The sequence below is a fragment of the Pseudomonas abietaniphila genome, assembly GCF_900100795.1.
Taxonomy (GTDB): domain Bacteria; phylum Pseudomonadota; class Gammaproteobacteria; order Pseudomonadales; family Pseudomonadaceae; genus Aquipseudomonas; species Aquipseudomonas abietaniphila.
Window position 1 is genome coordinate 262,751 of sequence record NZ_FNCO01000009.1, and the last position, 25,588, is coordinate 288,338.

General features: G+C 59.8%; 23 protein-coding genes and 1 pseudogene. 17 read left to right on the forward strand and 7 right to left on the reverse strand.

The genetic code is table 11. The annotated features are described in order from the left end of the window. Positions 1 to 2: 2 nt before the first annotated feature. Positions 3 to 662 carry a GntR family transcriptional regulator gene (locus tag BLS87_RS18905; protein ID WP_074754409.1) on the reverse strand — a complete coding sequence of 220 codons (660 nt, stop codon included), beginning with the start codon at positions 660 to 662 and terminating at the stop codon, positions 3 to 5. Between the two features lie 310 nt (positions 663 to 972). On the opposite strand from BLS87_RS18905, the gene xdhA reads away from it, so the two are divergent. The 4 genes from xdhA to guaD all read left to right on the forward strand — a co-directional run bounded on the left by xdhA (position 973) and on the right by guaD (position 7,292). Beyond that, positions 973 to 2,442, forward strand: a complete 1,470-nt coding sequence (xdhA, locus tag BLS87_RS18910; RefSeq protein ID WP_074754410.1) for a xanthine dehydrogenase small subunit — start codon at positions 973 to 975, stop codon at positions 2,440 to 2,442. Continuing rightward, complete coding sequence (gene xdhB / locus BLS87_RS18915) at positions 2,435 to 4,843, forward strand: xanthine dehydrogenase molybdopterin binding subunit (protein WP_074754412.1); 2,409 nt, start codon at positions 2,435 to 2,437, stop codon at positions 4,841 to 4,843. Before xdhA ends, xdhB begins: the two co-directional genes overlap by 8 nt. A gap of 269 nt (positions 4,844 to 5,112) precedes the next feature. Continuing rightward, positions 5,113 to 5,964 (forward strand): xanthine dehydrogenase accessory protein XdhC, encoded by an 852-nt coding sequence (gene xdhC, locus BLS87_RS18920; protein WP_074754414.1) that lies wholly within the window; start codon positions 5,113 to 5,115, stop codon positions 5,962 to 5,964. A gap of 23 nt (positions 5,965 to 5,987) precedes the next feature. After that, positions 5,988 to 7,292, forward strand: coding sequence for a guanine deaminase (gene guaD / locus BLS87_RS18925; protein ID WP_074754416.1), 1,305 nt, complete (start codon positions 5,988 to 5,990; stop codon positions 7,290 to 7,292). A 148-nt stretch (positions 7,293 to 7,440) separates the two neighbouring features. Here the strand turns inward: guaD and BLS87_RS18930 are convergent, their stop codons facing one another. After that, on the reverse strand, positions 7,441 to 8,205 hold the full coding sequence (locus BLS87_RS18930) for a GntR family transcriptional regulator (protein ID WP_074754419.1): 765 nt from the start codon (positions 8,203 to 8,205) through the stop codon (positions 7,441 to 7,443). Positions 8,206 to 8,618: 413 nt separating this feature from the next. Between BLS87_RS18930 and BLS87_RS18935 the strand changes: the two genes are divergently transcribed. Next, positions 8,619 to 9,926 carry an NCS2 family permease gene (locus BLS87_RS18935; protein WP_143024422.1) on the forward strand — a complete coding sequence of 436 codons (1,308 nt, stop codon included), beginning with the start codon at positions 8,619 to 8,621 and terminating at the stop codon, positions 9,924 to 9,926. A 171-nt stretch (positions 9,927 to 10,097) separates the two neighbouring features. Continuing rightward, a complete protein-coding gene (locus BLS87_RS18940) occupies positions 10,098 to 10,724 on the forward strand; it encodes a LysE family translocator (RefSeq protein WP_074754423.1) in 627 nt (208 codons plus the stop codon). Between the two features lie 259 nt (positions 10,725 to 10,983). Here the strand turns inward: BLS87_RS18940 and uraH are convergent, their stop codons facing one another. Then, positions 10,984 to 11,337: a hydroxyisourate hydrolase gene (gene uraH, locus BLS87_RS18945; RefSeq protein WP_074754425.1), complete on the reverse strand. Its 354-nt coding sequence runs from the start codon at positions 11,335 to 11,337 to the stop codon at positions 10,984 to 10,986. A gap of 383 nt (positions 11,338 to 11,720) precedes the next feature. Here uraH and puuE point away from each other — a divergent pair, with 383 nt between their 5' ends. From puuE to BLS87_RS18980, 7 genes are all read left to right on the forward strand, one after another. Continuing rightward, a complete protein-coding gene (gene puuE / locus BLS87_RS18950; protein ID WP_074754427.1) occupies positions 11,721 to 12,647 on the forward strand; it encodes an allantoinase PuuE in 927 nt (308 codons plus the stop codon). Beyond that, positions 12,644 to 13,159 carry a 2-oxo-4-hydroxy-4-carboxy-5-ureidoimidazoline decarboxylase gene (gene uraD, locus BLS87_RS18955; protein WP_074754429.1) on the forward strand — a complete coding sequence of 172 codons (516 nt, stop codon included), beginning with the start codon at positions 12,644 to 12,646 and terminating at the stop codon, positions 13,157 to 13,159. The genes puuE and uraD overlap by 4 nt, the downstream gene beginning before the upstream one ends. Before the next feature lie 41 nt (positions 13,160 to 13,200). Continuing rightward, entirely contained in the window at positions 13,201 to 14,196 is a 996-nt protein-coding gene (gene alc, locus BLS87_RS18960; protein ID WP_074754431.1) for an allantoicase, read from the forward strand. 209 nt (positions 14,197 to 14,405) lie between these two features. Then, positions 14,406 to 14,909, forward strand: a complete 504-nt coding sequence (locus tag BLS87_RS18965) for an ureidoglycolate lyase (RefSeq protein ID WP_074754433.1) — start codon at positions 14,406 to 14,408, stop codon at positions 14,907 to 14,909. Between the two features lie 48 nt (positions 14,910 to 14,957). Continuing rightward, entirely contained in the window at positions 14,958 to 16,262 is a 1,305-nt protein-coding gene (locus BLS87_RS18970; RefSeq protein WP_074754435.1) for a urate hydroxylase PuuD, read from the forward strand. A 233-nt stretch (positions 16,263 to 16,495) separates the two neighbouring features. Then, positions 16,496 to 17,851, forward strand: a complete 1,356-nt coding sequence (locus tag BLS87_RS18975; RefSeq protein ID WP_074754436.1) for a nucleobase:cation symporter-2 family protein — start codon at positions 16,496 to 16,498, stop codon at positions 17,849 to 17,851. A gap of 358 nt (positions 17,852 to 18,209) precedes the next feature. Continuing rightward, entirely contained in the window at positions 18,210 to 18,998 is a 789-nt protein-coding gene (locus tag BLS87_RS18980; protein WP_074754438.1) for an outer membrane protein OmpK, read from the forward strand. Between the two features lie 140 nt (positions 18,999 to 19,138). Here BLS87_RS18980 and BLS87_RS18985 read toward each other — a convergent pair whose 3' ends face one another. Then, positions 19,139 to 19,420, reverse strand: a complete 282-nt coding sequence (locus tag BLS87_RS18985) for a hypothetical protein (protein ID WP_074754440.1) — start codon at positions 19,418 to 19,420, stop codon at positions 19,139 to 19,141. A 281-nt stretch (positions 19,421 to 19,701) separates the two neighbouring features. Between BLS87_RS18985 and BLS87_RS18990 the strand changes: the two genes are divergently transcribed. Further along, positions 19,702 to 20,460 (forward strand): COG4705 family protein, encoded by a 759-nt coding sequence (locus BLS87_RS18990; protein ID WP_074754442.1) that lies wholly within the window; start codon positions 19,702 to 19,704, stop codon positions 20,458 to 20,460. A 34-nt stretch (positions 20,461 to 20,494) separates the two neighbouring features. Here BLS87_RS18990 and BLS87_RS18995 read toward each other — a convergent pair whose 3' ends face one another. Both BLS87_RS18995 and BLS87_RS19000 read right to left on the reverse strand, forming a co-directional pair. Further along, positions 20,495 to 20,719, reverse strand: a complete 225-nt coding sequence (locus BLS87_RS18995; protein ID WP_074754444.1) for a hypothetical protein — start codon at positions 20,717 to 20,719, stop codon at positions 20,495 to 20,497. A gap of 30 nt (positions 20,720 to 20,749) precedes the next feature. Continuing rightward, positions 20,750 to 21,679 (reverse strand): DUF808 domain-containing protein, encoded by a 930-nt coding sequence (locus BLS87_RS19000; protein ID WP_074754446.1) that lies wholly within the window; start codon positions 21,677 to 21,679, stop codon positions 20,750 to 20,752. 160 nt (positions 21,680 to 21,839) lie between these two features. On the opposite strand from BLS87_RS19000, the gene BLS87_RS19005 reads away from it, so the two are divergent. Beyond that, a complete protein-coding gene (locus tag BLS87_RS19005; protein WP_074754448.1) occupies positions 21,840 to 22,448 on the forward strand; it encodes a TetR/AcrR family transcriptional regulator in 609 nt (202 codons plus the stop codon). A 3-nt stretch (positions 22,449 to 22,451) separates the two neighbouring features. Here the strand turns inward: BLS87_RS19005 and BLS87_RS19010 are convergent, their stop codons facing one another. Beyond that, positions 22,452 to 22,844, reverse strand: coding sequence for a response regulator (locus BLS87_RS19010; protein ID WP_244165863.1), 393 nt, complete (start codon positions 22,842 to 22,844; stop codon positions 22,452 to 22,454). A 686-nt stretch (positions 22,845 to 23,530) separates the two neighbouring features. Between BLS87_RS19010 and BLS87_RS35275 the strand changes: the two are divergent. After that, positions 23,531 to 24,217 (forward strand): annotated as a pseudogene (locus tag BLS87_RS35275) (cache domain-containing protein); the annotation flags it as partial. 123 nt (positions 24,218 to 24,340) lie between these two features. Continuing rightward, positions 24,341 to 25,075: a methyl-accepting chemotaxis protein gene (locus BLS87_RS35280; RefSeq protein ID WP_425262238.1), complete on the forward strand. Its 735-nt coding sequence runs from the start codon at positions 24,341 to 24,343 to the stop codon at positions 25,073 to 25,075. Positions 25,076 to 25,588 lie beyond the last annotated feature (513 nt).

The following is a 25,588-nucleotide window of genomic DNA, read 5'->3' on the forward strand; positions in this document are numbered from 1 at the left end:
GATCAGCTGGCCGCCAGGGCAGACAGGATCGACTGGCAGCTGCGCTCGGCGTAGCGGGTCAGCACGGCGCGAATGCGCGCCAGATCTCGTGCAACCACCGCTTCGAGCAACTGACCGAACAGGGTCAGGTATTCGCTCATCTCGGCCTGCCGTTGTTCCAGCGCGAGATAGTAGAAACGGCTCATGGACGGCTGCAGATTCTCGACGGTCTCTTCCAGGTACGGGTTGTTGGCAAACGGATACGCCGCGCGCATCACGTTGAAACTGTCCTCGACGAAGCTCTTCACATCCTGTCGTTCACAACTGGCGATCAGACGCTGCTGGATCTGCAGGAAAGGCGCCAGTTCGAGTTCTTCCGTCCAGCTTTTGGCCACCGCGAGGCCGAGCAGGATGTACAGCTCGCTCATCAGTGCGCAAAGGCTGGTGACGTTATGCGGCGTGAGCACCGACACCTGGGCGCCACGGCGCGGCAGGATCACGATGAGGTGCCGACGCTCGAGGATCAGCAGCGCTTCACGCACCGAGCCGCGGCTGACGTTGAGTGCAGCAGTGACCTTCTGCTCCTGAATCCGCTCCCCTGGCTTGAGCTCGCCGCGAATGATCCGCTCGGCGAGGTGGTGAGCGATCTGCTCAGCGAGGCTGTCCGGTGCCTTGAACGTCATGTCTTTCCTTTAAATCCAATAGCTGCACACAAGCGGCGCAGTGTATCGCACTGGATACCTGTGGCGCAGGGCCATATGCACGGAAACTGGCACGAAATAAGCAAAACTTTGAGCGTCTCCACACCGTTTTATTGCAAGGTCATGTTGCCGTTAATCGGCCAGCCAGCGGAAAAGCCGTTTTCTTGACTTAAAGGTCAGAATTTAATTGACCCAATAGTCAGAACTGATAGATTCATCGACAGGTTCAATGACAGATTCCGTTATACCTTTCCAAGATCGCTATCCATTACAAGAAGACGAGGCGCGACCCGTGATCCAGTTTTTGCTGAACCAAGAGCTGAAAACCGAGCATGCTCTGGACCCCAACATGACGGTGCTCAACTATCTGCGTGAGCATTTGCACAAATCCGGCACCAAGGAAGGCTGCGCCAGCGGCGACTGCGGCGCCTGCACCGTGGTGGTGGGCGAGCTGACCACCGATGACGACGGTCAGGATCACCTGAGCTATCGCAGTCTCAATTCGTGCCTGACCTTCGTGGCATCGCTGCATGGCAAACAGCTGATCAGCGTCGAAGACCTCAAGCACCAGGGCGAACTGCACAGCGTGCAAAAGGCCATGGTCGAGTGCCACGGTTCGCAATGCGGGTTCTGTACCCCGGGTTTCGTGATGTCGCTGTTTGCCTTGCAGAAGAACAGCAACGAGGCGGACTCGACTCAGGTCAAACACGCTCAGGCCCATGAAGCCCTGGCCGGCAACCTCTGTCGCTGCACCGGCTATCGCCCGATTCTGGCCGCCGCCGAACAGAGCTGCAGCCGCCGTCAGCCCGACCAGTTCGACACCCGCCAGGCGCAGACCATCGGCCGCCTGAAAGCCATCAAACCGCAGGAAACCGCCGAGCTGAACAGCGGCGACAAACGCTGCCTGGTGCCGATGACCGTCGCGGACCTCGCCGACCTCTACGATTCGTACCCTCAGGCACGCTTGCTGGCCGGCGGCACCGACCTGGCGCTGGAAGTCACGCAGTTCCATCGTCCATTACCGGTGATGATCTACGTCGGCAACGTCGCCGAGATGAAGAAGATCGAACACTTCGACGACCGTATCGAGATCGGCGCCGCCACCGCACTGACCGATTGCTACGAAGCGCTGAGCAGCCAATACCCGGATTTCGGCGAACTGCTGCACCGTTTTGCATCGTTGCAGATCCGCAATCAGGGCACGTTGGGCGGCAATATCGGCAATGCCTCGCCAATTGGCGACTCGCCTCCCCTGCTGATCGCACTGGGCGCGAAGATCGTCCTGCGCAAAGGCGACACGTCTCGCACCCTGGCGCTGGAAGATTACTTCATCGATTACCGCGTGACCGCACGTCAGGAAAGCGAGTTCATCGAGAAGATCATCGTGCCCAAGGCCAATGCCAAACAGGCCTTCCGCGCCTATAAAGTGTCCAAACGTCTGGATGACGACATCTCGGCGGTGTGCGCAGCCTTTCGCCTGCAGGTCGAGAATGGCGCCATCGTCGACGCCCGCGCGGCATTCGGCGGCATGGCGGCGATTCCCAAACGTGCCGCGAACTGCGAACAGGCATTGATCGGTCAGCCCTGGACGTCGGCCACCATTGAGCGCGCCTGTGCTGCGCTGGAAAAAGACTTCACGCCGCTCTCGGATTTCCGCGCCACCAAGGAATACCGCCTGCTGAGCGCGCAGAACCTGCTGCGCAAATACTTCATCGAGCTGCAAACGCCACACATCGAGACTCGGGTGACTGCATATGTCTAATCACGCTCCCCAAAAGACTCAAGAAGAACTGGTCGCCCTGTTCCAGCAGGACCTCACCACCGGCGTTGGCCGCAGCGTCAAGCACGACAGCGCCGACAAGCATGTGTCGGGCGAAGCGATCTACATCGATGACCGGCTGGAGTTTCCCAATCAGCTGCACGTCTATGCGCGGATGTCCGACCGGGCGCACGCGCGAATCGTCAGCGTTGACGTCTCGCCGTGCTACGACTTCGAAGGCGTGCGCATCGCGATTACTCACGAAGACATTCCCGGCCTGAAAGACATCGGTCCGTTGCTGCCCGGCGACCCGCTGCTGGCCATCGACACCGTCGAGTTCGTCGGTCAACCGGTGATTGCCGTGGCGGCGCGCGACCACGAAACCGCGCGCAAAGCAGCGATGGCCGCGATCATCGAATACGAGGATCTGGAGCCGGTGCTCGACGTGGTCGAGGCTTACCGCAAGAAGCATTTCGTGCTCGACAGCCACACCCATCAACGCGGCGATTCAGCCGGGGCGCTGGAAACCGCGCCGAACCGCATTCAAGGCACGCTGCACATCGGCGGCCAGGAACACTTCTACCTGGAGACGCAAATCTCCTCGGTGATGCCGACCGAAGATGGCGGCATGATCGTTTACTGCTCCACGCAAAACCCGACCGAAGTACAGAAGCTCGTCGCCGAAGTGCTCGACGTGTCGATGAACAAGGTGGTCGTAGACATGCGTCGCATGGGCGGCGGTTTCGGTGGCAAAGAAACCCAAGCGGCGAGCCCTGCCTGCCTGTGCGCCGTGGTGGCGCGGCTCACCGGTCAGCCGACCAAGATGCGCCTGCCGCGCGTCGAAGACATGATGATGACCGGCAAGCGCCACCCCTTCTACGTCGAGTACGACGTGGGCTTCGACAACGACGGCCGTCTGCACGGGATTCAGCTGGAGCTGGCGGGCAATTGCGGCTGCTCCCCTGACCTGTCGGCCTCGATCGTCGACCGGGCGATGTTCCACGCCGACAACTCGTACTACCTGGGCGATGCCACCATCAACGGCCATCGCTGCAAGACCAACACTGCTTCCAATACGGCCTACCGCGGCTTCGGCGGCCCGCAGGGCATGGTCGCCATCGAAGAAGTGATGGACGCGATTGCCCGGCATCTGGGCAAGGATCCGCTGGCCGTGCGCAAGGCCAACTACTACGGCAAGACCGAGCGCAACGTCACGCACTACTATCAGACCGTCGAGCACAACATGCTTGAAGAGATGACCGCCGAACTGGAAGAAAGCAGTCAGTACGCGGAGCGTCGCAAGGCGATCATGGCCTACAACGCCAACAGCCCGATCCTCAAGAAAGGCCTGGCGCTGACCCCGGTAAAATTCGGCATTTCCTTCACCGCCAGCTTCCTCAATCAGGCCGGTGCGCTGATCCACATTTACACCGATGGGAGCATTCACCTGAACCATGGCGGTACCGAGATGGGCCAAGGCTTGAACACCAAGGTCGCGCAGGTCGTGGCGGAAGTGTTTCAGGTCAGCATTGACCGCGTGCAGATCACTGCGACCAACACGGACAAAGTGCCGAACACCTCGCCCACCGCAGCGTCCAGCGGCGCGGACCTGAACGGCAAGGCGGCACAGAATGCAGCCGAAACCATCAAGCAACGGCTGATCGAGTTCGCGGCAAAACACTATCAGTGCGAAGCGTCGCAGGTCGAGTTCCGCAACGGCCACGTGCGCGTCGGCGAGCAGGTGATCAGCTTCGACACCCTGGCGCAGCAGGCATGGATGGGGCAGGTGTCGCTGTCGAGCACCGGCTATTACAAAACGCCGAAGATCTACTACGACCGCAGTCAGGCACGCGGCCGGCCGTTCTACTATTTCGCCTTTGGCGCGGCGTGCACCGAGGTGATCGTCGACACACTGACCGGCGAGTACAAAATGCTGCGCACCGACATCCTGCATGACGTCGGCGCCTCGCTGAACCCGGCGATCGACATCGGTCAGGTCGAGGGCGGCTACATTCAAGGCATGGGCTGGTTGACCACCGAAGAACTGGTGTGGAACGCCAAAGGCAAGCTGATGACCAACGGTCCGGCCGGCTACAAGATCCCGGCGGTGGCAGACATGCCAGCAGACCTGCGCGTAAAACTGGTGGAAAACCGCAAGAACCCCGAAGACACGGTGTTCCACTCCAAGGCCGTGGGTGAACCGCCGTTCATGCTGGGAATCGCGGCGTGGTGTGCGATCAAGGATGCGGTGGCGAGCCTGGGCGATTACCGCCATCAGCCAAAGATCGACGCACCGGCAACACCGGAGCGCGTGCTGTGGGGCTGCGAGCAGATGCGCCAGTTGAAGGCCGCAGCGCCGGAAGCGGAAGGCGTGGCCCATGAGCTGACGGTTTCGCCGGTCTAACAGACTGTCGTCTGGACCGACGCCATCGCGGATGAATCCGCTCCCACAGGAGGTACGCGGTAAACCTGTGGGAGCGAATTCATTCGCGATTGGCCAGAAGGACCGACGTAGTTTGCCGGGATTGTTGGGGTGTCCGCACCGCCCTATCGCGAGCAAGCTCACTCCTACAGTAGGAACACGGTCCCTTGTAGGCGTGAGCTTGCTCGCGATGACGCCCGAAAGGACAACCAGAATTTTTGATCTGCCACACAGGTGATCAGGAGAAACACATGAACAACTGGATCAGCGCCCTCGCCGAGTTGCAAACCCAGGGTGAAGCCTGCGTGCTGGTGACCATCATCGAGGAGCGTGGCTCAACGCCGCGCAATGCAGGCTCGAAGATGGTGGTCAGCGCCGAGCGGATCTACGACACCATTGGCGGCGGCCATCTGGAATACAAGGCCATGGCGATTGCCCGTGAAATGCTCGACAGCGGCAGCCAGCAAACGCGGCTGGAGCGCTTCAGCCTGGGTGCCAGCCTGGGTCAGTGCTGTGGCGGCGTGAACGTCTTGCTGTTCGAACCGATGGGCCAGCCACACGCGCAGATCGCAGTCTTCGGCGCAGGTCATGTCGGCCGCGCGCTGGTGCCGCTGCTCGCCAGCCTGCCGTGTCGCGTGCGCTGGATCGACTCGCGGGATGCCGAGTTCCCAGCGCAACTGCCTGAAGGTGTGACCAAAATCGTCAACGAGGAGGTCGTCGATGAAGTGGACAATCTGCCCGCTGGCAGTTATTGCATCGTCATGACCCACAACCATCAACTGGACCTGGAGCTCACCGCCGCGATCCTCAAACGCGGCGACTTCACCTGGTTCGGCCTGATCGGCTCGAAAACCAAACGCGCAAAATTCGAACACCGCCTGCGTGATCGCGGCTTCGATCCGGCCCTGGTTCAGCGCATGCGCTGCCCGATGGGCCTGGCCGAGGTGAAGGGCAAGCTGCCGATAGAGATTGCGGTCTCGGTCGCCGCAGAAGTGATTGCCACCTACAACGCCTGCTTTGGCATGGAGAGCGGCGAGCAAGGCTCGAGCGCCGAACCTGTTGCCAAGCTGCTGCCGGTCTCGCGCCGCAGTCAGGCTCAATGAATTAAGACGAACGAATCCTGAACATGACTATTGAAAAGAAAGCTTACCGCGCCGCCATCGTCCACAGCATCGCCGACCCTGCCGAGGTAGTCGTCGAAGCCTCCTACGAGTATTTCGAAGACGGCCTGATGGTGGTCGAGAACGGCAAAATCACGGCCGTCGGCCACACCCGAGACCTCCTTGGCAGCCTCGCCAGCGACGTCGAAGTGGTGACCTACACAGATGCGCTGATCACCGCCGGCTTCATCGACACCCACATCCATCTGCCGCAGACCGGCATGGTCGGCTCTTATGGCGAACAGTTGCTGGACTGGCTCAACACTTACGTCTTCCCGGTCGAGCGGCAGTTTGCCGACCCTGGCCACGCTGCTGAAGTGTCCGATATTTTCATCAAGGAACTGCTGCGCAACGGCACCACCACTGCGCTGGTGTTCGGCAGCCGTCACAAGGAATCGGTGGACGCATTCTTCACCGCCGCCGAGAAGCTCAACCTGCGCATGATCGCCGGCAAGGTGATGATGGACCGCAATGCCCCGGATTATCTGGTGGACACCGCCGAGTCCAGTTACGTCGACAGCAAGGCGCTGATCGAGCGCTGGCACGGCAAGGGTCGCTTGCATTACGCCGTCACGCCGCGCTTTGCGCCGACCAGTACACCGGAGCAGCTCACCCTTGCGGGCCAACTGCTGACCGAGTATCCGGACCTGTACATGCAGACCCACATCAGCGAAAACCTGAAGGAAGTCGAATGGGTCAAAGCGTTGTTTCCAGAGCGCAAGAACTACCTGGACGTCTACGACCATTTCAAGCTATTGGGCGAGCGCTCGGTGTTCGCGCACGGGGTGCATCTGTGTGATCAGGAATGCGAGCGCCTGGCGGAAACCGGCTCGGCCATCGCCTTCTGCCCCACGTCCAACTTCTTCCTCGGCAGCGGGCTGTTCAACCTGCCGATGGCCGAGCGGCACAAGGTCAATGTCGGCCTGGGCACCGACGTCGGCGGCGGCACCAGCTTCTCGATCCTGCAGACGCTGAACGAGGCGTACAAGGTGATGCAACTGCAAGGCGCCAAGCTGAGCCCGTTCAAGTCGCTGTACCTGGCGACGCTCGGCGGTGCGCGAGCGCTGCGTCTGGAAGACAAGATCGGCAACCTGCATGAAGGCACCGAGGCCGACTTCGTGGTGCTGGACTTCAACGCCACGCCGCTGCTGTCCTATCGCATGAAACAGGCGACCAGTATTGAAGAGAAGTTGTTCGTGCTGATGACGCTGGGGGATGACAGGACGGTCAGCGAGACGTATTCGGCGGGGGTTTTGGTGCATAAGCGCTGAGGCTCGAAGCCTGGTGTCATGAGCGCGCCCTTTCTGATCGCTCCCACGCTCTGCGTGGTAGCGCCTTTCTCGGCGCTCTGCGTCGACTTTGGACGCGGAGCGTCCAGGGATGCATTCCCACGCGGAGCGTGGGAACGATCAAACTCCATCAAACCGACGTGCTGCGCCCCGCTTTCTTCTTCGGCAGCATCAGGTGCGAGAACACCGCGTGCAGGTCGTCCGACGCGCTTTCTTCGTCGAGGTTGAGCTTGCTGTCGATGTGGTCCATGTGGTGCATCATCAGGTTCACCGCCAGCGCCGCGTCGCGGGATTCGATGGCGTCGATCAGTTGGGTGTGCTCATCGTAGGAACAGTGCGAGCGGTTGCCGCTTTCGTACTGGGCGATGATCAGCGATGTCTGGGACACCAGGCTGCGCTGGAAGCTGATCAGCGGCGCATTCTTCGCCGCCTCTGCCAGTTTCAGGTGAAACTCGCCGGACAGACGAATGCCCGCCCCGCGATCGCCCCTGGAAAAACTGTCGCGCTCGTCACTGACCATCTTGCGCAGTTCAGTGAGCTGCTCGGCCGTCGCATGCTCGACGGCGAGTTCCGTGATCGCCTTCTCGACCATGCGGCGAGCGAAGAACACCTGACGTGCCTCTTCAACGCTTGGGCTCGCGACCACCGCGCCACGGTTCGGACGCAGCAACACGACCCCTTCATGGGCCAGGCGCGACAAGGCACGACGGATGATGGTGCGGCTGACCCCGAAGATCTCGCCCAGCGCTTCTTCGCTCAGCTTGGTGCCGGGCGCCAGCCGCTGCTCGAGGATGGCCTCGAAGATGTGCGCGTAGACGATGTCGTCCTGGGTGCCGCTGCGGCCAGCCTTGGCGGCGCGCGGTTGTTTCTTGAGGGGTTGCAGCTGATCGTTCATGGGCACTCGTAAGAACTGAATCCGGCGCGGGGCCGTGACCGTGATCGGTAATGAGCAAATCAATAGCAGATATCGCCCAAAAGTCACAGTAAAAGTAATGGCGCATTGTACACAGTGTGCAAAGTCTGAACACGCTTCTGCTCATCAAGCCGTTATGCACACAATCCCGAAAATACTCACGACAAAACCAAAAACATTATTTGCAATTTTTGTATACAAAAGCATAATTCGCTCGTGCACGTTTCTGACCTTTCAGTCAACAAATCACACTGACAGGTCAAGTCGCCTCACGGAGCAGTTACCGGCTCTGAAAAAAACAACAAAAACGTTCCGAGGAATTCACTGTGGAAAGTCGCAAAACCGAAGCCGCGCCGCTGGATGCCACTCAACTTGAAGCCAACGATCTCAAAAGCATGCCGCCGCGAACAGGTCTGCTTGAACGCATCTTCAAGTTGAGCCTGCATGGCACGACGGTCAAAACCGAGCTGCTGGCGGGGCTGACGACCTTCATCACCATGGCTTACATCATCTTCGTCAACCCGAACATCATGGCCGACGCCGGTATCGATCATGGTGCTGCCTTCGTGGCCACCTGCATCGCTGCCGCGCTGGGTTGCCTGTTGATGGGCCTTTACGCCAACTGGCCCGTCGGCCTGGCGCCAGGCATGGGCCTGAACGCATTCTTTACCTACACCGTGGTCGGCACCATGGGCTACAGCTGGCAAACGGCGCTGGGCGCGGTGTTCATCTCGGGGCTGATCTTCATGGTCCTGACCCTGTCGCGCATTCGTGAATGGCTGCTCAACAGCATCCCGGTGAGCCTGCGCTTTGCCATGGGCGCCGGTGTCGGCCTGTTCCTCGGGCTGATCGGCCTGAAGACTGCGGGCATCGTGGTCGACAGCCCTGCAACATTGATCAAGCTGGGTTCGCTGCGTGAGCCTGGCCCGTTGCTGGCCGCCATCTGCTTCCTGATGATTGCCGTGCTCAGTTATCACCGCGTGTTCGGTGCGATCCTGATCAGCATCATTACCGTGACGCTGGCGGGCTGGGGCCTGGGGCTGGTGCATTACAACGGCATCTTTTCGACCCCGCCGAGCCTGGCGCCCACCTGGATGGCGATGGACGTCGCAGGCGTGTTCAACGTCAGCATGATCAGCGTGGTCCTGGCCTTCCTCTTCGTGCACATGTTCGACACCGCAGGCACGTTGATGGGCGTGGCCCAGCGCGCAGGTCTGGTCAATGACGACGGCCGCATCGAGAACCTGTCCCGCGCCCTCAAGGCCGACAGCGCCTCAAGCGTGTTCGGCGCGATGGTCGGTGTGCCGCCGGTCACCAGCTATGTGGAAAGTGCTTCGGGTGTGGCCGCCGGTGGTCGTACTGGCCTGACCGCGGTGACGGTCGGTGTCTTGTTCGTCGCCGCGATGTTCTTCGCGCCGCTGGCTGGCATGATTCCCGCTTATGCGACCGCCGGGGCATTGATCTACGTGGCGATGTTGATGATGGGCGGCATGGCGCACATCGAATGGGACGAGGCGACCGACGCGATCCCCGCCATCGTGACCGCGATCATGATGCCGCTGACGTTCTCGGTCGCTGACGGGATTGCGCTGGGCTTCATCACCTACGTGGTGCTGAAAGCCTGCACCGGGCGACACAAAGAGATTTCAGTGAGCCTTTGGGCGCTGTGTGCGATCTTCATTGCCAAGTTTGTGTTTTTGTAAGCCCGTATGAATACCCAAATGTAGGAGCGCGCTTGCCCGCGATGCGTCATCTCAGCCAGGGATCTGGTGACCGAAAGAACGCAATCGCGGGCAAGCGCGCTCCTACAAGGGTTCTACATCAACGCCGAAAGGCGTTTTTGCTTTTCTGATGTTCAACAAGGAGAAACCCGCATGACCCTGGAAACCTGGCTGCTGTTCAGCGGCGCTGCGCTGGTGGTGATTCTGATCCCGGGACCGCTGTCGCTGCTGATGATTGGCAACAGCCTCAACTATGGCCTGCTGCGTTCTTACCCGGCGTTTCTCGGCGGGGTCTGCGCCTCGGTCTGCCTGCTCAGTGCGTCGGCGCTGGGCTTGGGCGCCTTGCTGATGGCGTCGGAACAGGTGTTCAGCGCGCTGAAGATCGTCGGCGGGCTGTACCTGTTCTATCTGGCCTGGCAAAGCTGGAAACAATCACGCCAGCCCGCAACAGGCGCCGACGTGCCTGGCGCGATCAGTCTTCCAGGGTTCGGCTCACTGTTCTGGCGCGCCTTCGTACTCGGCGGCAGTAACCCCAAAGACATTCTGTTCTTCGCCGCTTTTCTGCCGCAGTTCCTCAAGGCCGACCAACCCTTCCTCGGGCAACTGATCACGATGATCATCACCTGGACCCTGCTCGACCTGGCCTGCAAGCTGTTCTACGGCCTCAGCGCCCAGAGCGCGGCGCGTTACCTGCGCACCGGCAAGGGTCAGAGCTGGTTCAACCGTATCAGCGCCGGGCTGTTTGGTACGGCGGGGACGGCGGCGTTGATCAGTCATTGATGCCGCACACGCCTCGCCCTTGTAGGAGCGTGGCTTGTCCCGCGATCGGCGACGCAGTCGTCGTAAAACATGTGAATGCGCCTATCAGATATTGCCAATGCATATGAGTTTACGACTGCTGCGCAGCCGATCGCGGGACAAGCCACGCTCCTACAGTCATGAAGCGTCAGCACCGTTTTCACCAGACGAAAAAAAGCCCGCAGTGTGGGGCGGGCAAGAGGAACAGGGGCAAAGCAGTGAAGCGGGTGAAACGGGATGGCTAGCTGCCGCGATAGGTCGAATAGCTGTAAGGAGAAATCAGCAGAGGCACATGGTAGTGGTCCTGAGCGGCATCGATGCCGAAGCGCAGCACGACTTCATCCAGAAAGGCTTGATCACCCAGCTTGACGCCTTTGGCGCGGTAGTAGTCCCCCGCGCTGAATTGCAGCTGGTAGACACCTGAACGGTAATCATCGCCCTGTAACAAGGGGGCGTCGCAGCGGCCGTCGCTGTTGGTCAGCGCTTCGGCGACTTTCTCAAGGCGCTCGCCTTCGACCCTGTACAGGGCAATCCGGATTCCGCTGCCGGGGCAGCCGTGCGCGGCGTCCAGTACGTGTGTGGTCAGTCGTCCCATGGCGTGTCAGTGCCTCATTGGTGGTTGGATGTCGAGGAGCCGCACCCATTTGGTGCCGTGATGGCAATCCCTCGGGTGCGACCGATGACCGATTAAGACACTTTTCAAAAATATTGTACACAATAAAAAACAGATTTTATGACGCGAGCGCCGCTCGACTACCGACACGCCCGAATTCACGGGCATCTCGGAAAGTATTAGGGTTTTTCCACGGATCCTGACCACTCAGGCAAGTTTCTTGCAGTGACGTACGGCACAGAAAAAGCGAAAAAACAGGCTTACAAATCCGAAATAAAGTTGTATACAATCTACCCATCGCAGCGGCGGCCTGATGATTCAACGAAGGCCCTGCCACAGACAACACGTAGATAAGGAAGATTGCAGTGAGCGCCGACTATCCACGCGACCTGATCGGTTACGGCAGTAACCCGCCCCACCCACACTGGCCAGGCAATGCCCGGATCGCGCTGTCGTTCGTACTCAACTACGAGGAAGGCGGCGAGCGCAACATTCTGCACGGCGACAAGGAATCCGAAGCGTTCCTGTCCGAAATGGTCGCGGCGCAACCGCTGCAAGGCCAGCGCAACATGAGCATGGAGTCGCTGTACGAATACGGCAGCCGTGCCGGTGTGTGGCGCATCCTCAAGCTGTTCAAGCAATTCGACATCCCGTTGACGATCTTCGCCGTGGCCATGGCCGCGCAGCGCCACCCGGACGTCATCCGCGCGATGGTTGAAGCCGGTCACGAGATCTGCAGCCACGGTTACCGCTGGATCGACTATCAGAACATGGACGAGGCGCAGGAACGCGAGCACATGCTCGAAGCGATCCGCATCCTCACCGAGCTCACCGGCGAACGCCCGCTGGGCTGGTACACCGGTCGCACCGGCCCCAACACCCGTCGGCTGGTGATGGAAGAAGGCGGTTTTCTTTATGACTGCGACACCTACGACGACGACCTGCCGTACTGGGAACCCAACAACCCGACCGGCAAGCCTCACCTGGTGATTCCCTACACGCTGGACACCAACGACATGCGCTTCACCCAGGTGCAAGGCTTCAACAAGGGTGACGACTTTTTCGATTACCTGAAGGACGCGTTCGACGTGCTGTACGCCGAAGGCGCCGACGCACCGAAAATGCTGTCGATCGGTCTGCACTGCCGCCTGATCGGCCGCCCTGCCCGCCTCGCTTCGCTGCAGCGTTTCCTTGAATACGTCAAAGGCCATGAGCAGGTGTGGTTTGCCCGTCGCGTCGAAATCGCTCGCCATTGGCATGACGTTCATCCCTTCAAGGGAGACGTAAAATGAGCCGCTTCCAGACCCTGACACCTTCTTCCCTGAGCCGCGAAGACTTTGTAAAAGCCTTCGCCGACATCTACGAGCACTCGCCCTGGGTCGCCGAAAAGGCCTACGACCTGGGGCAAGGCAGCGATCTGGACGACATCGAGACGCTGCACGCCCGTATGAGCGACATCCTGTTGAGCGCCGATCACGCCACGCAACTGGCACTGATCAACGCTCACCCGGATCTTGCCGGCAAAGCCGCCGTGCAAGGCCAACTGACCGAAGCCAGCACAAATGAACAGGCTGGCGCCGGTATCCACCAATGCACGGCTGAAGAGTTCGCACGCTTCACCGAGCTGAACGACGCCTACAAGGCCACGTTCGCGTTCCCCTTCATCATGGCGGTAAAAGGCAGCAACCGGCATCAGATCCTCGCGGCGTTCGAGACGCGCATTCACAACTCGCCCGACGTCGAGTTCGCGTGCGCGCTGGCCGAAATCAACAAGATCGCGATGTTCCGTTTGCAGACCCTTTGAGCCGTGACCATCCCCACGCCCACTACCAGAGGCAGACAATAATGAAAGCTTACGCCGTACCCTTCGAAAAATTCGTCAACCTTGCCGACGCCCGTCTGGGCACCAAAATCATTTCCGTCACCGACGACTGGTTCGCCGATGCCAACCGCCTGTTCCAGCCGACCCCGGCCGTATGGAAAGAAGGCGTGTTCGATGACAACGGCAAGTGGATGGACGGCTGGGAATCGCGCCGCAAGCGCTTCGAAGGTTATGACAGCGCGGTGATTCGCCTGGGCGTGGCCGGTTCGATCAAAGGTGTGGACATCGACACCTCGTACTTCACCGGTAACTACCCGCCATCGGCCTCGCTGGAAGCCTGCTTCCTGGCCTCGGGCGAGCCAGACGAAAGCACCGAGTGGACCGAAGTGCTGCCCGCCGTGGAGCTCAAAGGCGACAGCCATCACTACCACGAAATCAGCGACACCAAGGCCTACAGCCACCTGCGGTTCAACATCTACCCGGACGGCGGCGTGGCGCGTCTGCGCGTGTACGGCGTGCCGCACCGCGACTGGTCGGCGGTGGGTGACAACGAACAGGTCGATCTGGCCGCGGCGCTCAATGGCGGACGCGCACTGGCCTGCTCCGACGAGCACTTCGGCCGCATGAGCAACATCCTCAACCCGGGCCGTGGCGTGAACATGGGCGACGGCTGGGAAACGGCACGTCGTCGCACGCCTGGCAACGACTGGGTCATCGTGGCCCTGGGTCATGCCGGTGAAGTCGAGCAGATTGTCGTCGACACCCTGCACTTCAAAGGCAACTACCCGGACAGCTGCTCGATTCAGGGCGCCTACGTCAAAGGTGGCACCGACAGCCAGATCGAAACCCAGAGCCTGTTCTGGCGCGAACTGCTGCCAAGCCAGAAACTGGAGATGCACGCCGAGCATAGCTTCGTCGAGCAGATCAAAAGCCTGGGCCCGATCACCCACATCCGCCTGAACGTTTTCCCGGACGGCGGTGTGAGCCGGTTGCGCGTGTTGGGTAAGGTCGCGAAGTAATGCTGAGTCTGTAGGAGCGTGGCTTGTCCCGCGATCTGTCGCGAAGCGGCAGTGATACCGGCAAATTCGGTGTATCAGACCGACCGCATTTCTCGGATTTACGACGACTGCGTCGCCGATCGCGGGACAAGCCGCGCTCCTACAGAAGATCGCGTAAAGACAAAAATTGCTGTGTTTTCATTTACGAATTTCGAGAAAGAAGAACCCGCATGCGCACACTGACTATCGAGCCGTTGACCAAAGAAGCCTTCGCCCCTTTCGGTGATGTCATCGAAACCGATGGCAGCGATCATTTCATGATCAACAACGGCTCGACCATGCGCTTTCATCGTCTGGCGACCGTGGAAACGGCCACCCCGGACGACCAGGCGATCATCAGCATCTTCCGCGCCGACGCGCTGGACATGCCATTGACCGTCAGCATGCTGGAGCGCCATCCGCTGGGCAGCCAGGCTTTCATTCCGCTGCTAGGCAACCCTTTTCTGGTCGTGGTCGCGCCATTTGGCGATGTACCTGAGCCAGAGTTGACCCGCGCCTTCATTTCCAATGGCAGGCAGGGTGTTAATTACCATCGCGGCGTCTGGCACCACCCGGTGCTGACGATCGAAAAGCGGGATGACTTCCTGGTGGTTGATCGCAGTGGCAGTGGCAATAACTGCGATGAGCATTTCTTCGAAGAGAGTCAGAAGATGATTCTCGATCCCCAAAAATAATGAGGGTCTGACCGCTCGTTAAGTGGCGGAAGACTAACGGTAAAGACTGTGGCTGCACATCTGATGGAATGGCTGAATCTGGGCGTGCGCTGGATTCACATGATCGTCGGGATCGCCTGGATCGGCGCGTCCTTTTACTTCGTCTGGCTGGAGAACAACCTCAACCGCGCCAACCCGCGCGACGGGCTTTCGGGGGATCTGTGGGCGATCCACGGTGGCGGTATCTACCACCTGGAAAAATACAAGCTGGCCCCGCCGACCATGCCGGACAACCTGCACTGGTTCAAATGGGAAGCCTACTGGACCTGGATGTCGGGCATCGTGCTGCTGTGCATCGTGTTCTATTCCAACCCTACCCTTTACCTGCTGGCCCCCGGCAGCACACTGAGCGGCGGCGAAGGCATCGCCATCGGCGTCGGTGCGTTGGTTGCCAGCTGGTTCATCTATGACCTGCTCTGCGACTCGCCACTGGGCAAGCGTCCCGGGCTGCTGGGTCTGGTGCTGTTCGTGCTGGTCATCGGCGCGTGCTACGGCTTCAGCCAGGTGTTCAGCGGTCGAGGTGCGTACCTGCACACCGGCGCGATCATCGGCACCATCATGGTCGGCAACGTGTTCCGCATCATCATGCCGGCGCAGCGCGCATTGGTCGCGGCGATTGCCGAAAACCGCACGCCGGATCCGACGCTGCCAGCCAAAGGCCTGCTGCGTTCGCGTCACAACAACTATTTCACCCTGCCGGTGCTGTTCATCATGATCAGCAACCACTTCCCGAGCACCTACGGCAGTCAGTACAACTGGCTGATTCTGGCGGCGATCGCGGTGTGTGCGGTGCTGGTGCGTCACTACTTCAACACCCGTCACAACAGCCACAAGTTTGCCTGGGCATTGCCGGTCGGCGCATTGGGCATGATCTGCCTGGCTTACGTGACCGGTCCTGCGCAAATGCCGCGTGGTCCGGAGGTCGCCAGGATCGAATACCAGCCGCTGCCTGCCACGGCGATTGGCGGTCACCGTGCCGATGAACCAAAACCGGAAGTTGCGCCTGCCCCTGCTCCGGCCACAGCACCTGCACAGGCCAGCAACGGCGGCGGCGTGGATTTCGACAAGGTGCACAGCGTGATTCAGGAGCGCTGCGCGGTCTGCCACTCGGCCAAACCGACCAGCCCGCTGTTCAGCAGCGCACCGGCCGGGATCATGTTCGACACCCCGCAACAGATCCAGCAACTGGCGCCGCGCATCCAGGCCCAGGCCGTGACCGCGCAGATCATGCCGCTGGGCAACATCACCCAGATGACTCAACAGGAACGCGACCTGCTGGGGCAGTGGATTGATAAGGGGGCGCAGACGAATTAAGCGGCCGAGCCACGCGCCCAGTGTAGGAGCGTGGCTTGTCCCGCGATCGGCTGCGAAGCAGTCGTGAATTCGGTGAACGCGGTGTATCTGGAAAAACGGCATCGCTGCCGTTACGACGACTTCGTCGCCGATCGCGGGACAAGCCTCGCTCCTACAGAGAATGTGCTCAACCAACGTTTCACCGCCCAGCCGCAACGGGCGTACTCAAAAAATAAGAACAAATGAGGTGTTGCATGTCCGAGTCAACTCACGCGCGCATCCCTGCTGCGCCACCACGACAGCCCCTGCCACTGATGCAACTGATTCTGGTGGGCCTGCAACACGTCCTGTTGATGTACGGGGGTGCCGTGGCGGTGCCGCTGATCATCGGCCAGGCCGCTGGCCTCTCCCGTGAAGAAATCGCCTTTTTGATCAACGCTGACCTGCTCGTCGCCGGCATCGCCACCGTGGTGCAGTCGCTGGGCATCGGCCCACTGGGCATTCGCATGCCGATCATGATGGGCGCCAGCTTCGCCGCCGTCGGCAGCATGGTCGCCATGGCAGGCATGCCGGGCGTGGGCTTGCCGGGTATCTTCGGCGCAACCATCGCGGCCGGGCTCTTCGGCATGCTGATCGCGCCGTTCATGTCGAAAATCGTCCGCTTCTTTCCACCGCTCGTCACCGGCACCGTCATCACCTCGATCGGTTTATCGCTGTTTCCCGTCGCGGTGAACTGGGCGGGCGGCGGCAACAAAGCGGTCAGCTTCGGCGACCCGCTTTATCTGGGCGTCGCTGCTCTCGTGCTGCTGACCATCCTGCTGATCAATCGCTTCATGCGCGGTTTCTGGGTCAACATTTCGGTGCTGATCGGCATGGGCCTGGGCTACATCCTTTCCGGCTTCATCGGCATGGTCGACCTCAGCGGGCTGGCCCAGGCCGACTGGATGAAAGTGGTCACGCCGCTGCACTTCGGCATGCCGCAGTTCAGCCTCGCACCGATCCTCTCGATGTGCCTGGTGGTGGTGATCATTTTCGTCGAGTCCACCGGGATGTTTCTGGCGCTGGGCAAGATCACCGATCGCGAAGTCACACCGGGCATGCTGCGTCGCGGCTTGCTGTGCGATGCCGCAGCCTCGTTCCTCGCCGGTTTCCTCAACACCTTCACCCACTCCTCGTTCGCCCAGAACATTGGCCTTGTGCAGATGACCGGCGTGCGTTGCCGCTCGGTGACCATCGTCGCCGGTGGTTTCCTGATCCTCCTGAGCCTGCTGCCCAAAGCGGCGTATCTGGTGGCGTCGATTCCGCCTGCAGTCCTGGGCGGCGCAGCCATCGCGATGTTTGGCATGGTGGCGGCGACGGGTATCAAGATCCTTCAGGAAGCCGATATCTCTGATCGCCGCAACCAGTTGCTGGTCGCGGTGAGCATCGGCATGGGCCTGATCCCGGTGGTACGGCCTGAGTTTTTCAGCCAGTTGCCTCACTGGATGGGCCCGATCACCCACAGCGGCATCGCGATGGCGACCCTGAGCGCAGTGCTGTTGAACCTGCTGTTCAACGTGCTAGGCGGTGCCGAACGCGCAGCCATGGCCGGGCCGGCACACTCGCACTAAACCCACTGCCCTGTTTTCGACTCGGGTGCTCTGTCGCAGAGCACTTGAGGACGGCTGCGCGAGTCAGTATCCTCCGCCGCCGCTCGAAATCAGCCCGGAACGACCGCTGACTTTATCCTGACTGGTCGGACAGATTACCGATCAGTCTCAACACACTCGAAAAGGCACGAAGAAATCCGCGAATCGACTGTTTTCTAAACAGCCGACGAGACTTTTTTGTCTTTTTTCAGGGTGTTGGCTCAGCTCTTGCTATCAACACAAAGCTGACCAATTAGACAACTTAATCAGCAAAAAAAAGGCGCCTGAACAGAGCGTCAACCATGGGCAACAACGACTTTCAACCTTAGGGAGTAACCGCATGAACCGTACGCTTTCCAGCCTGATGGCCGCAGGTAGCCTGCTTGCCGCCGCTCCGGCCATGTCCGGCGATCTGTTGCAGTGGCAGAGCAACAGCCTGACGTACCTTTACGGCAAAGACTTCGCCGTCAACCCGGAAATTCAGCAAACCTTTACTTTTGAACATGCTGATGGCTGGAAATACGGCGACAACTTCCTGTTCGTCGATAACATCTTCTACAACGGCAAAAAAGACGCGGGCGTGGGCAATAACACCCTGTACGGCGAGTTCTCCCCTCGCCTGTCCCTGGGCAAGATCTTCGATCAGAAATTCGAGCTGGGTCCGATCAAGGACGTGTTGCTGGCGGGCACGTATGAGTTTGGCGAAGGCGATGTCGAGTCGTATCTGATCGGTCCCGGCTTTGACCTGAACATCCCGGGCTTCGACTACTTCCAGCTGAACTTCTACAAGCGTTATAACGACGGTCATCGTGCTGGCTACGGCGCCTGGCAGATCACCCCGGTCTGGTCCTACACCATTCCCGTGGGCAAGTCCGACATCCTGATCGACGGTTTCATGGACTGGGTCGTGGACAACAAGCAGTCCAACACCAAAGGCGATTACCACTCCAACCTGCACTTCAATCCGCAAATCAAGTACGACCTGGGCAAAGCGATGAACCTGCCGGAAAGACAGTTGTACGTGGGTATCGAGTATGACTACTGGACCAACAAGTACGGGATCAACGACACCCGTTACTTCGACACCGACCAGAACACCGCGAGTTTGCTGGTGAAAGTGTTTTTCTGACGTCGCTGCGGTGCGCGCGCACAGTCGTGTGCGCACCGCCTGACCTCGCGCCTGATCAGCGATTGCGCTTCTGGGCGTGCACATGACGCGTTCAAGCCGGATCAATGAGGCAATGCGCGCTCAAGGGCGACCCACGGTCGTCAGATCCGGTGAGCGCGAACCATCTGGGCGCTGGCCAGTGGAAACCCGACCCCGACCACCATCAGGCTCCAGAGGATGTACTCCAACCCGAACAGCAGAAAAGCGCCGCCTACCATGACAGTCGCCAGACTGGGCACGCCCAGTGCGAAGATCAGCAACGCATGGGTTCCCAGTTTTCGTTTGAACGGCACTTTTGCGCTGAACACACACGTCAGCCACAGGTACAACCAGGCAACGATGGTCAACAGATAAACACACAGGTGCAACAAGTCTCCGGACATTCCATTTCCGTGCATCGGATCTCTCCTTATTTCAATCCTGGACACTCAATCAGCGGCTTCGCTTAACGTCACGCCGCCCGGCATTCTACACCTCCCTGAAACCGATAACCGCGCGATGGGTCGCGCACTGTCTGCTATTGAGGCGACAACAGGTTCTTTCATAACGTTTTCATATTCAGACGACCTATTTTTAACACCCATCCCGGGATCATGCGCGCCATCGTCGGCTTCATGCAGACGGCCACTTGAATAACGCGGTCAAACCTTCCCGGGTATTAACAATGAATAAACTTCCACAGATCACCCTTGCATTCTGGGTCATGAAAATCTGTGCCACGACATTGGGCGAAACAGCCGGCGACTTACTGTCGATGACGCTGGATGTCGGCTATTTGATGAGCTCGCTGATTCTGATCAGCGTGTTCGTGGTCACGCTGCTCACGCAGCTGAAATCCAAACGCTATAACCCTGCGCTGTACTGGATCGTGATTCTTTCGACCAGCACCGCGGGCACGACGATGTCCGACTTCATGGACCGCACCCTTGGGCTCGGCTACGCAGCAGGCTCCGCCATTCTGATCGCCATTCTGCTGGCGATCTTCTCGGTCTGGTACTTGAGTGAAAAATCGCTGTCCGTGACCCGCGTCACCACGCTCAAGGCCGAGCTGTTCTACTGGTTCGCGATTCTGTTTTCCAACACCTTGGGCACAGCCCTGGGTGACTTCCTGGCCGATGATTCGGGCCTCGGGTTCATGGGCGGTGCACTGCTGATCGGCGCGGCGATTGCGGTGGTCGTGGTGCTGCACTACACCACCCGGATCTCGTCGGTGGCGCTGTTCTGGATCGCTTTCGTGCTGACCCGTCCGTTCGGGGCGACATTGGGCGACGTACTGACCAAGCCGCACGAAAAGGGCGGTCTGGACTTCGGCACCGTCGGTTCGTCGCTGGTATTGCTGAGCATTCTGGTGCTGCTGGTGGGCGCGGCAATGATGTACAACCGCCAGCCGGCCAAAGCCTACGGGCAGGTCACTGACAATTAAGGCAATCCGCCGCTGCGTGCGCCCACGGAGGGCCTCAGGGATGGCTCTCCCACGGCAACGGTTTGCCAGCACGCACCCGGGCATTGAGCGAGCGCAACAGGTCCAGAGGATCACGGTCTTTCATCGCATGACTTTGCTCATCCACCCACGTCATGACCTGTTGCCGGTCGAGCGACGGTCGACGATGGAGGATCTCCACCAGCTGCCGCTCACAATGCTGGGCGTAAGCGACCACACTGGAAAACAAAGGGCTGTTCATTCTGCCGACACCTCGCCACCTAATACCCGTTCAGGCCTTGAAAAGGCGCCAGATTTTTCCTGCTCCCATGACCACCGCCAACACAATACCACCGGCAATTATTCCCGCCACCGCGTTGAGCAGCGTGGGCACCGCAAACGACAGAGCACCGGCTGCAGACGCCAGGCTTTCGATGCCGTGATGCAGCACCGGCAGGCCATGGGTCAGGATGCCGCCACCCACCAGAAACATCGCCGCCGTACCAATCACCGACAGGCTTTTCATCATGTACGGCGCCGCGCTCAGCACGCCTCGACCCAACGCCCGCTGCATGCGCCGCAGTCCGCCCTCGCCTTTCAGTTCACTGAGGTAAAGGCCGCCGTCATCGAGTTTGACGATGGCGCCCACCAAGCCATACACACCGACGGTCATGACGATCGCGATACCCGACAGCACGATGACCTGCTGCGTCAGCGAAGCCTCGGCCACCGTGCCCAGCGTGATCGCGATGATTTCCGCCGAAAGAATGAAATCGGTGCGCACCGCGCCCTTGATCTTGTCTTTCTCGAACGCCACCAGATCGGTCGCCGGGTTTGCGACGGCATCGGTCAGTTGCGCATGCTCCGCTTGATCGTCTTGCGGGCTGTGCAGGAATTTGTGCGCCAGTTTTTCGAAACCTTCGAAACACAGGTACGCGCCGCCGAGCATCAACAGGGGCGTGACCGCCCAGGGAATGAACGCGCTGATTGCCAATGCCGCTGGCACCAGAATGAGTTTGTTGACGAACGAGCCCTTGGCGACGGCCCAAACCACCGGCAACTCGCGCTCGGCACGCACGCCCGACACTTGCTGTGCATTGAGGGCCAAATCGTCACCCAGTACGCCAGCGGTTTTCTTCGCCGCCATCTTGGTCATCAGCGCAACGTCGTCGAGGACGGTCGCGATGTCGTCGATCAATACCAGCAAACTGCTTCCTGCCATGTGTTTTTTCCTGCTCGCGAGGTGTAGCGATGGAGTGCGTTTAGAGTGTGCAGCATAACCTGTCGGACCGACGCTGGCCCGCCCCGCCACCAATCTTGAGCCTGCCGCGAAGCCGGTGCTACCATTCGCCACCGCCGAGCAGGCAAGGACATTCAGCTTTATGAGCAGCATCCGCGAGCGCAACAAAGAACTGATCCTGCGCGCAGCCAGTGAAGAATTCGCCGACAAGGGTTTCGCCGCCAGCAAGACCAGCGACATCGCCGCCAAGGCCGGTGTGCCCAAGCCCAACGTTTATTACTATTTCAAGTCGAAGGAAAACCTCTACCGCGAGGTGCTCGAAAGCATCATCGAGCCCATCATGCAGGCCTCGACTCCCTTCAACCGCGAAGGGGTGCCCGCCGACGTGCTGAGCGGCTACATCCGCTCCAAGATCCGTATTTCACAGGAACTGCCGTTCGCCTCGAAGGTGTTTGCGAGCGAGATCATGCACGGCGCACCGCACCTGACGCCTGAGCAGGTCGAACAGCTCAATGGCCAGGCGAAGCACAACATCGACTGTATCCAGGGCTGGATCGACGACGGTTTGATCGCCCCGATCGACCCTAACCATCTGATGTTCAGCATCTGGGCGGCGACCCAGACGTACGCGGATTTCGATTGGCAGATTTCCACGGTCACGGGCAAGCCGAAGCTGGACGACGCCGACTATGAAGCCGCCGCCCAGACCATCATTCGGCTTGTACTAAAAGGCTGTGAGCCCGACCGCTGATCCCTAAAGCGCCTTGCCGCCTTGCAGCGCCTTGTCGACACCGTCGAGCAGCTGGCCAAAGCTCCAGGGTTTGCGGATAAAGGTCACAGCGTGCTGGACGCCGGAGCTTTCTGGCGTCTCGTGACCCGACATGATGAGAATCGGAATCTGCGGCCATTTGTTGCCCGACAGATTTGCCAGGTCAGCACCGTTCAACGTGCCCGGCATCAAAATGTCGGTCAACAGCAGCGACACTCGCTCGGCGTGATCGTCGAGAAATTTCGCGGCCTCGTCTGCGCTCTCCAGGGCATGGGTTGAAAAACCCTCGTCCCCCAGAATCTCACACACAAAATCGCGAATGATCGACTCATCCTCCACCACCAGAATGAGTCCTTTTTGCTGCCCGTTTGCTTCCATTTGCGCTGCGTCCACCATAATTCTTCCCATTGCCTGCCCGGCCGGCCCTGTCCTGGACTCGGGTTGTCGTCCGTACTGTGAACGGCGCAAGCGCTGGAAATTCCATCAAGTGATGACATTTGGTCGAAACGGTTGTAACAGAGGCCGCGCGCAGGGACGGAAGCGTCGTTTTCGCAGGCATAAAAAAACCCGCCGAAGCGGGTTTGTGCAAGACCGTCCAACTTCCTGTCGGCCGCCAATGCCTGGCAACGGTCGATCGTCCCTGATCCTGCAGCGGTCCATTGCTGCAGTTGATGGATCCAATGTACTGCTGAAATGGGATCCAACCTAGAGCAAAAATCTCCACTTCGTGTAAGCCTTTCGCCATATCTGTAAAAATTCTGACGTCACTTTTTGGTCATCCCTTACGACGATTCAGACTTATTCGACGACTAGTTGAGAAATGCCCTACAACGCTCTCAGGTTTGTCTCAGCGGAGCCGAGATGCTTTATGACGGGCACGCTTTTGCCAGCTGCGAGCGTGGAAGATTCCCCCTCACGCAAGCCGGACTCAGAAACGGTTTGGCGTAATAACAAGAACAATGAACGGAGTGACGGTTATGACTATGCGCAATCTCTCGATCAGCCGGCGTTTGTGGCTGATCCTTATCGTCGCTGTTTTGATGTTGTTCACGCTGGCCGTGGCCATGCTCAAACAGATCCACGACGACCTCTACGACGCCAAGGCGCAGAAAACCATGCATGTGGTGCAGACCGCCAGCGGCCTGCTCGACTACTACCATGGCCTGGAAAGCGCCGGAACGCTGACCCGAGAACAGGCCCAGCAGCAGGCGATGGATGCCATTCGCGGCTTGCGCTACAACCAGACCGACTATTTCTGGATCAACGATCTGCGCCCGGTGATGATCATGCACCCGGCCAACCCCAAGCTGGTGGGCCAGGACCTGTCGGGCGTCAAAGACCCCGATGGTTTTCAGGTCTTCAACGAGATGGTCACGCTGGCCAAGGCCAAGGGTGCCGGCATGGTCAACTATCGCTGGCCGAAGCCGGGAGCCAGCGATGCCGTTCAAAAAACTTCCTACATCTCGTTGTTCACGCCATGGGGCTGGATCATCGGCTCCGGCGTGTATGTGGACGATGTGCAGGCCGAGTTCCAGCAACAGGTGATCAAGGCGCTGTCGATCAGCATCGGCATCATTCTGGTCATGGCCCTGCTGCTGACGCTCATTGGCCGCAGCATTGCGGGCCCACTGAAGAACACCGTCGACGCGATGGCCAATATCGCCAGCGGCGAAAGTGACCTGACCCGTAGCCTGGAAACACAGGGCAATGACGAGATCACGCAACTGGCCACTCATTTCAACGCCTTCACCGCAAAACTGCGCCGGGTCGTCGGCGAGCTTCAACTGTCGGCCGTCGGGCTGGGTCAGGCGTCCAGCGACCTGGGCACCAACGCCGTGCAGGCGCAGGAACGAAGCCAGCAGCAGTCGCTGCAGATGGAACAGGTCGCCACGGCGGTCAACGAAGTGACCTATGGCGTCCAGGACGTGGCAAAAAATGCCGAGCACGCCGCCAGCGAGATGCGCAATGCCGAGTCCCAGGCGCAACAAGGTCAGGCGAATATCGACAGCAGCCTGAAGCAGATCGATCACCTGTCCGGCACCATCGACAAGGCGGTGGAAGTGATCCGTACGCTGTCCAGCGAAAGCACGCAGATCGGCGGCGTACTGGAAGTCATCAGCTCCATCGCCGAGCAGACCAACTTACTGGCGCTGAACGCGGCGATTGAAGCGGCGCGGGCGGGTGATCAGGGCCGAGGGTTTGCGGTGGTGGCCGACGAAGTCCGCTTGCTGGCGCAACGCACGCAGAAGTCCACTGCTGAGATCCAGGCAATGATCGAACGCCTGCAAAGTCACTCCGACGCTGCCGTGAAGGTGATCGGCGACAGCAGCCGCGCGTCGCAATTGACCATCGAACAGGCCAATCTGGCAGGCCAGAGCCTGACGTCGATCAGCCAGGCATTGCGCAATCTCAACGGCCTGAATGCCTCGATCGCCAGCGCGACGCTGCAGCAGTCTCACGTTGTGGAGGACATCAACCAGAACGTCACGCAGGCGGCGCAGCTGTCGCAAAGCACGGCCGTTGCGGCCGAGCAATCCAGCGCGGCCAGTGCGCAACTCAAAGGCTTGAGTGAGCAGTTGAACGGGTTGTTGAGGCAGTTCAAGGTTTGACGGAGCGCATGGGCCACACCCCGGATGACGCAGAGCGTCTCTGAATGTGTTACCACGCGGAGCGTGGGAACAATCAGCGTGCTTGCGATAGGAGTGAGCCAGTTTCATTAAAGCTGAATGAGACACCGCATTCGTCAGCAAGCTAACGCCTACAGGTTTTTTGTTTTTTCAACGATCGAGGTGTTGATCTAGGCAGCGCAAAGCGCGCTGTGGCTTTTGATCTTCGTGCCGCAGCAGCCCAGACACCACAAAACGCGACTTGGGTGCAGGCTGAACGCAGGCGGCGTGGAGTGGGCCGAGCGGCATGGATGCCGCGAGAGCCGCCCCCCGCCATGGATGGCGGATGGCGGCGGGCCCACGGAGCGTCGCCGAAGTGAAGGAACCCGACGAAGTCGGGCCCAACCAGGAGCATCAGACCTGAACTGACCCCCGAAAGTTGGACACCCAGTCCAACCGAGGGGACAGCCATGACGAAGTACGATCCAGCCTTCAAACTCAAGCTGGTTAAACAAT

What these genes read in the sequence shown, in the direction of transcription:
- BLS87_RS18905 (WP_074754409.1), bottom strand. Translation starts at nt 662, where the DNA reads ATGACGTTCAAGGCACCGGACAGCCTCGCTGAGCAGATCGCTCACCAC.
- xdhB (WP_074754412.1), top strand. Translation starts at nt 2,435, where the DNA reads ATGTCTAATCACGCTCCCCAAAAGACTCAAGAAGAACTGGTCGCCCTG.
- xdhC (WP_074754414.1), top strand. Translation starts at nt 5,113, where the DNA reads ATGAACAACTGGATCAGCGCCCTCGCCGAGTTGCAAACCCAGGGTGAA.
- guaD (WP_074754416.1), top strand. Translation starts at nt 5,988, where the DNA reads ATGACTATTGAAAAGAAAGCTTACCGCGCCGCCATCGTCCACAGCATC.
- BLS87_RS18930 (WP_074754419.1), bottom strand. Translation starts at nt 8,205, where the DNA reads ATGAACGATCAGCTGCAACCCCTCAAGAAACAACCGCGCGCCGCCAAG.
- BLS87_RS18935 (WP_143024422.1), top strand. Translation starts at nt 8,619, where the DNA reads ATGCCGCCGCGAACAGGTCTGCTTGAACGCATCTTCAAGTTGAGCCTG.
- BLS87_RS18940 (WP_074754423.1), top strand. Translation starts at nt 10,098, where the DNA reads ATGACCCTGGAAACCTGGCTGCTGTTCAGCGGCGCTGCGCTGGTGGTG.
- uraH (WP_074754425.1), bottom strand. Translation starts at nt 11,337, where the DNA reads ATGGGACGACTGACCACACACGTACTGGACGCCGCGCACGGCTGCCCC.
- uraD (WP_074754429.1), top strand. Translation starts at nt 12,644, where the DNA reads ATGAGCCGCTTCCAGACCCTGACACCTTCTTCCCTGAGCCGCGAAGAC.
- alc (WP_074754431.1), top strand. Translation starts at nt 13,201, where the DNA reads ATGAAAGCTTACGCCGTACCCTTCGAAAAATTCGTCAACCTTGCCGAC.
- BLS87_RS18965 (WP_074754433.1), top strand. Translation starts at nt 14,406, where the DNA reads ATGCGCACACTGACTATCGAGCCGTTGACCAAAGAAGCCTTCGCCCCT.
- BLS87_RS18975 (WP_074754436.1), top strand. Translation starts at nt 16,496, where the DNA reads ATGTCCGAGTCAACTCACGCGCGCATCCCTGCTGCGCCACCACGACAG.
- BLS87_RS18980 (WP_074754438.1), top strand. Translation starts at nt 18,210, where the DNA reads ATGAACCGTACGCTTTCCAGCCTGATGGCCGCAGGTAGCCTGCTTGCC.
- BLS87_RS18985 (WP_074754440.1), bottom strand. Translation starts at nt 19,420, where the DNA reads ATGTCCGGAGACTTGTTGCACCTGTGTGTTTATCTGTTGACCATCGTT.
- BLS87_RS18990 (WP_074754442.1), top strand. Translation starts at nt 19,702, where the DNA reads ATGAATAAACTTCCACAGATCACCCTTGCATTCTGGGTCATGAAAATC.
- BLS87_RS18995 (WP_074754444.1), bottom strand. Translation starts at nt 20,719, where the DNA reads ATGAACAGCCCTTTGTTTTCCAGTGTGGTCGCTTACGCCCAGCATTGT.
- BLS87_RS19000 (WP_074754446.1), bottom strand. Translation starts at nt 21,679, where the DNA reads ATGGCAGGAAGCAGTTTGCTGGTATTGATCGACGACATCGCGACCGTC.
- BLS87_RS19005 (WP_074754448.1), top strand. Translation starts at nt 21,840, where the DNA reads ATGAGCAGCATCCGCGAGCGCAACAAAGAACTGATCCTGCGCGCAGCC.
- BLS87_RS19010 (WP_244165863.1), bottom strand. Translation starts at nt 22,844, where the DNA reads ATGGAAGCAAACGGGCAGCAAAAAGGACTCATTCTGGTGGTGGAGGAT.
- BLS87_RS35280 (WP_425262238.1), top strand. Translation starts at nt 24,341, where the DNA reads ATGGAACAGGTCGCCACGGCGGTCAACGAAGTGACCTATGGCGTCCAG.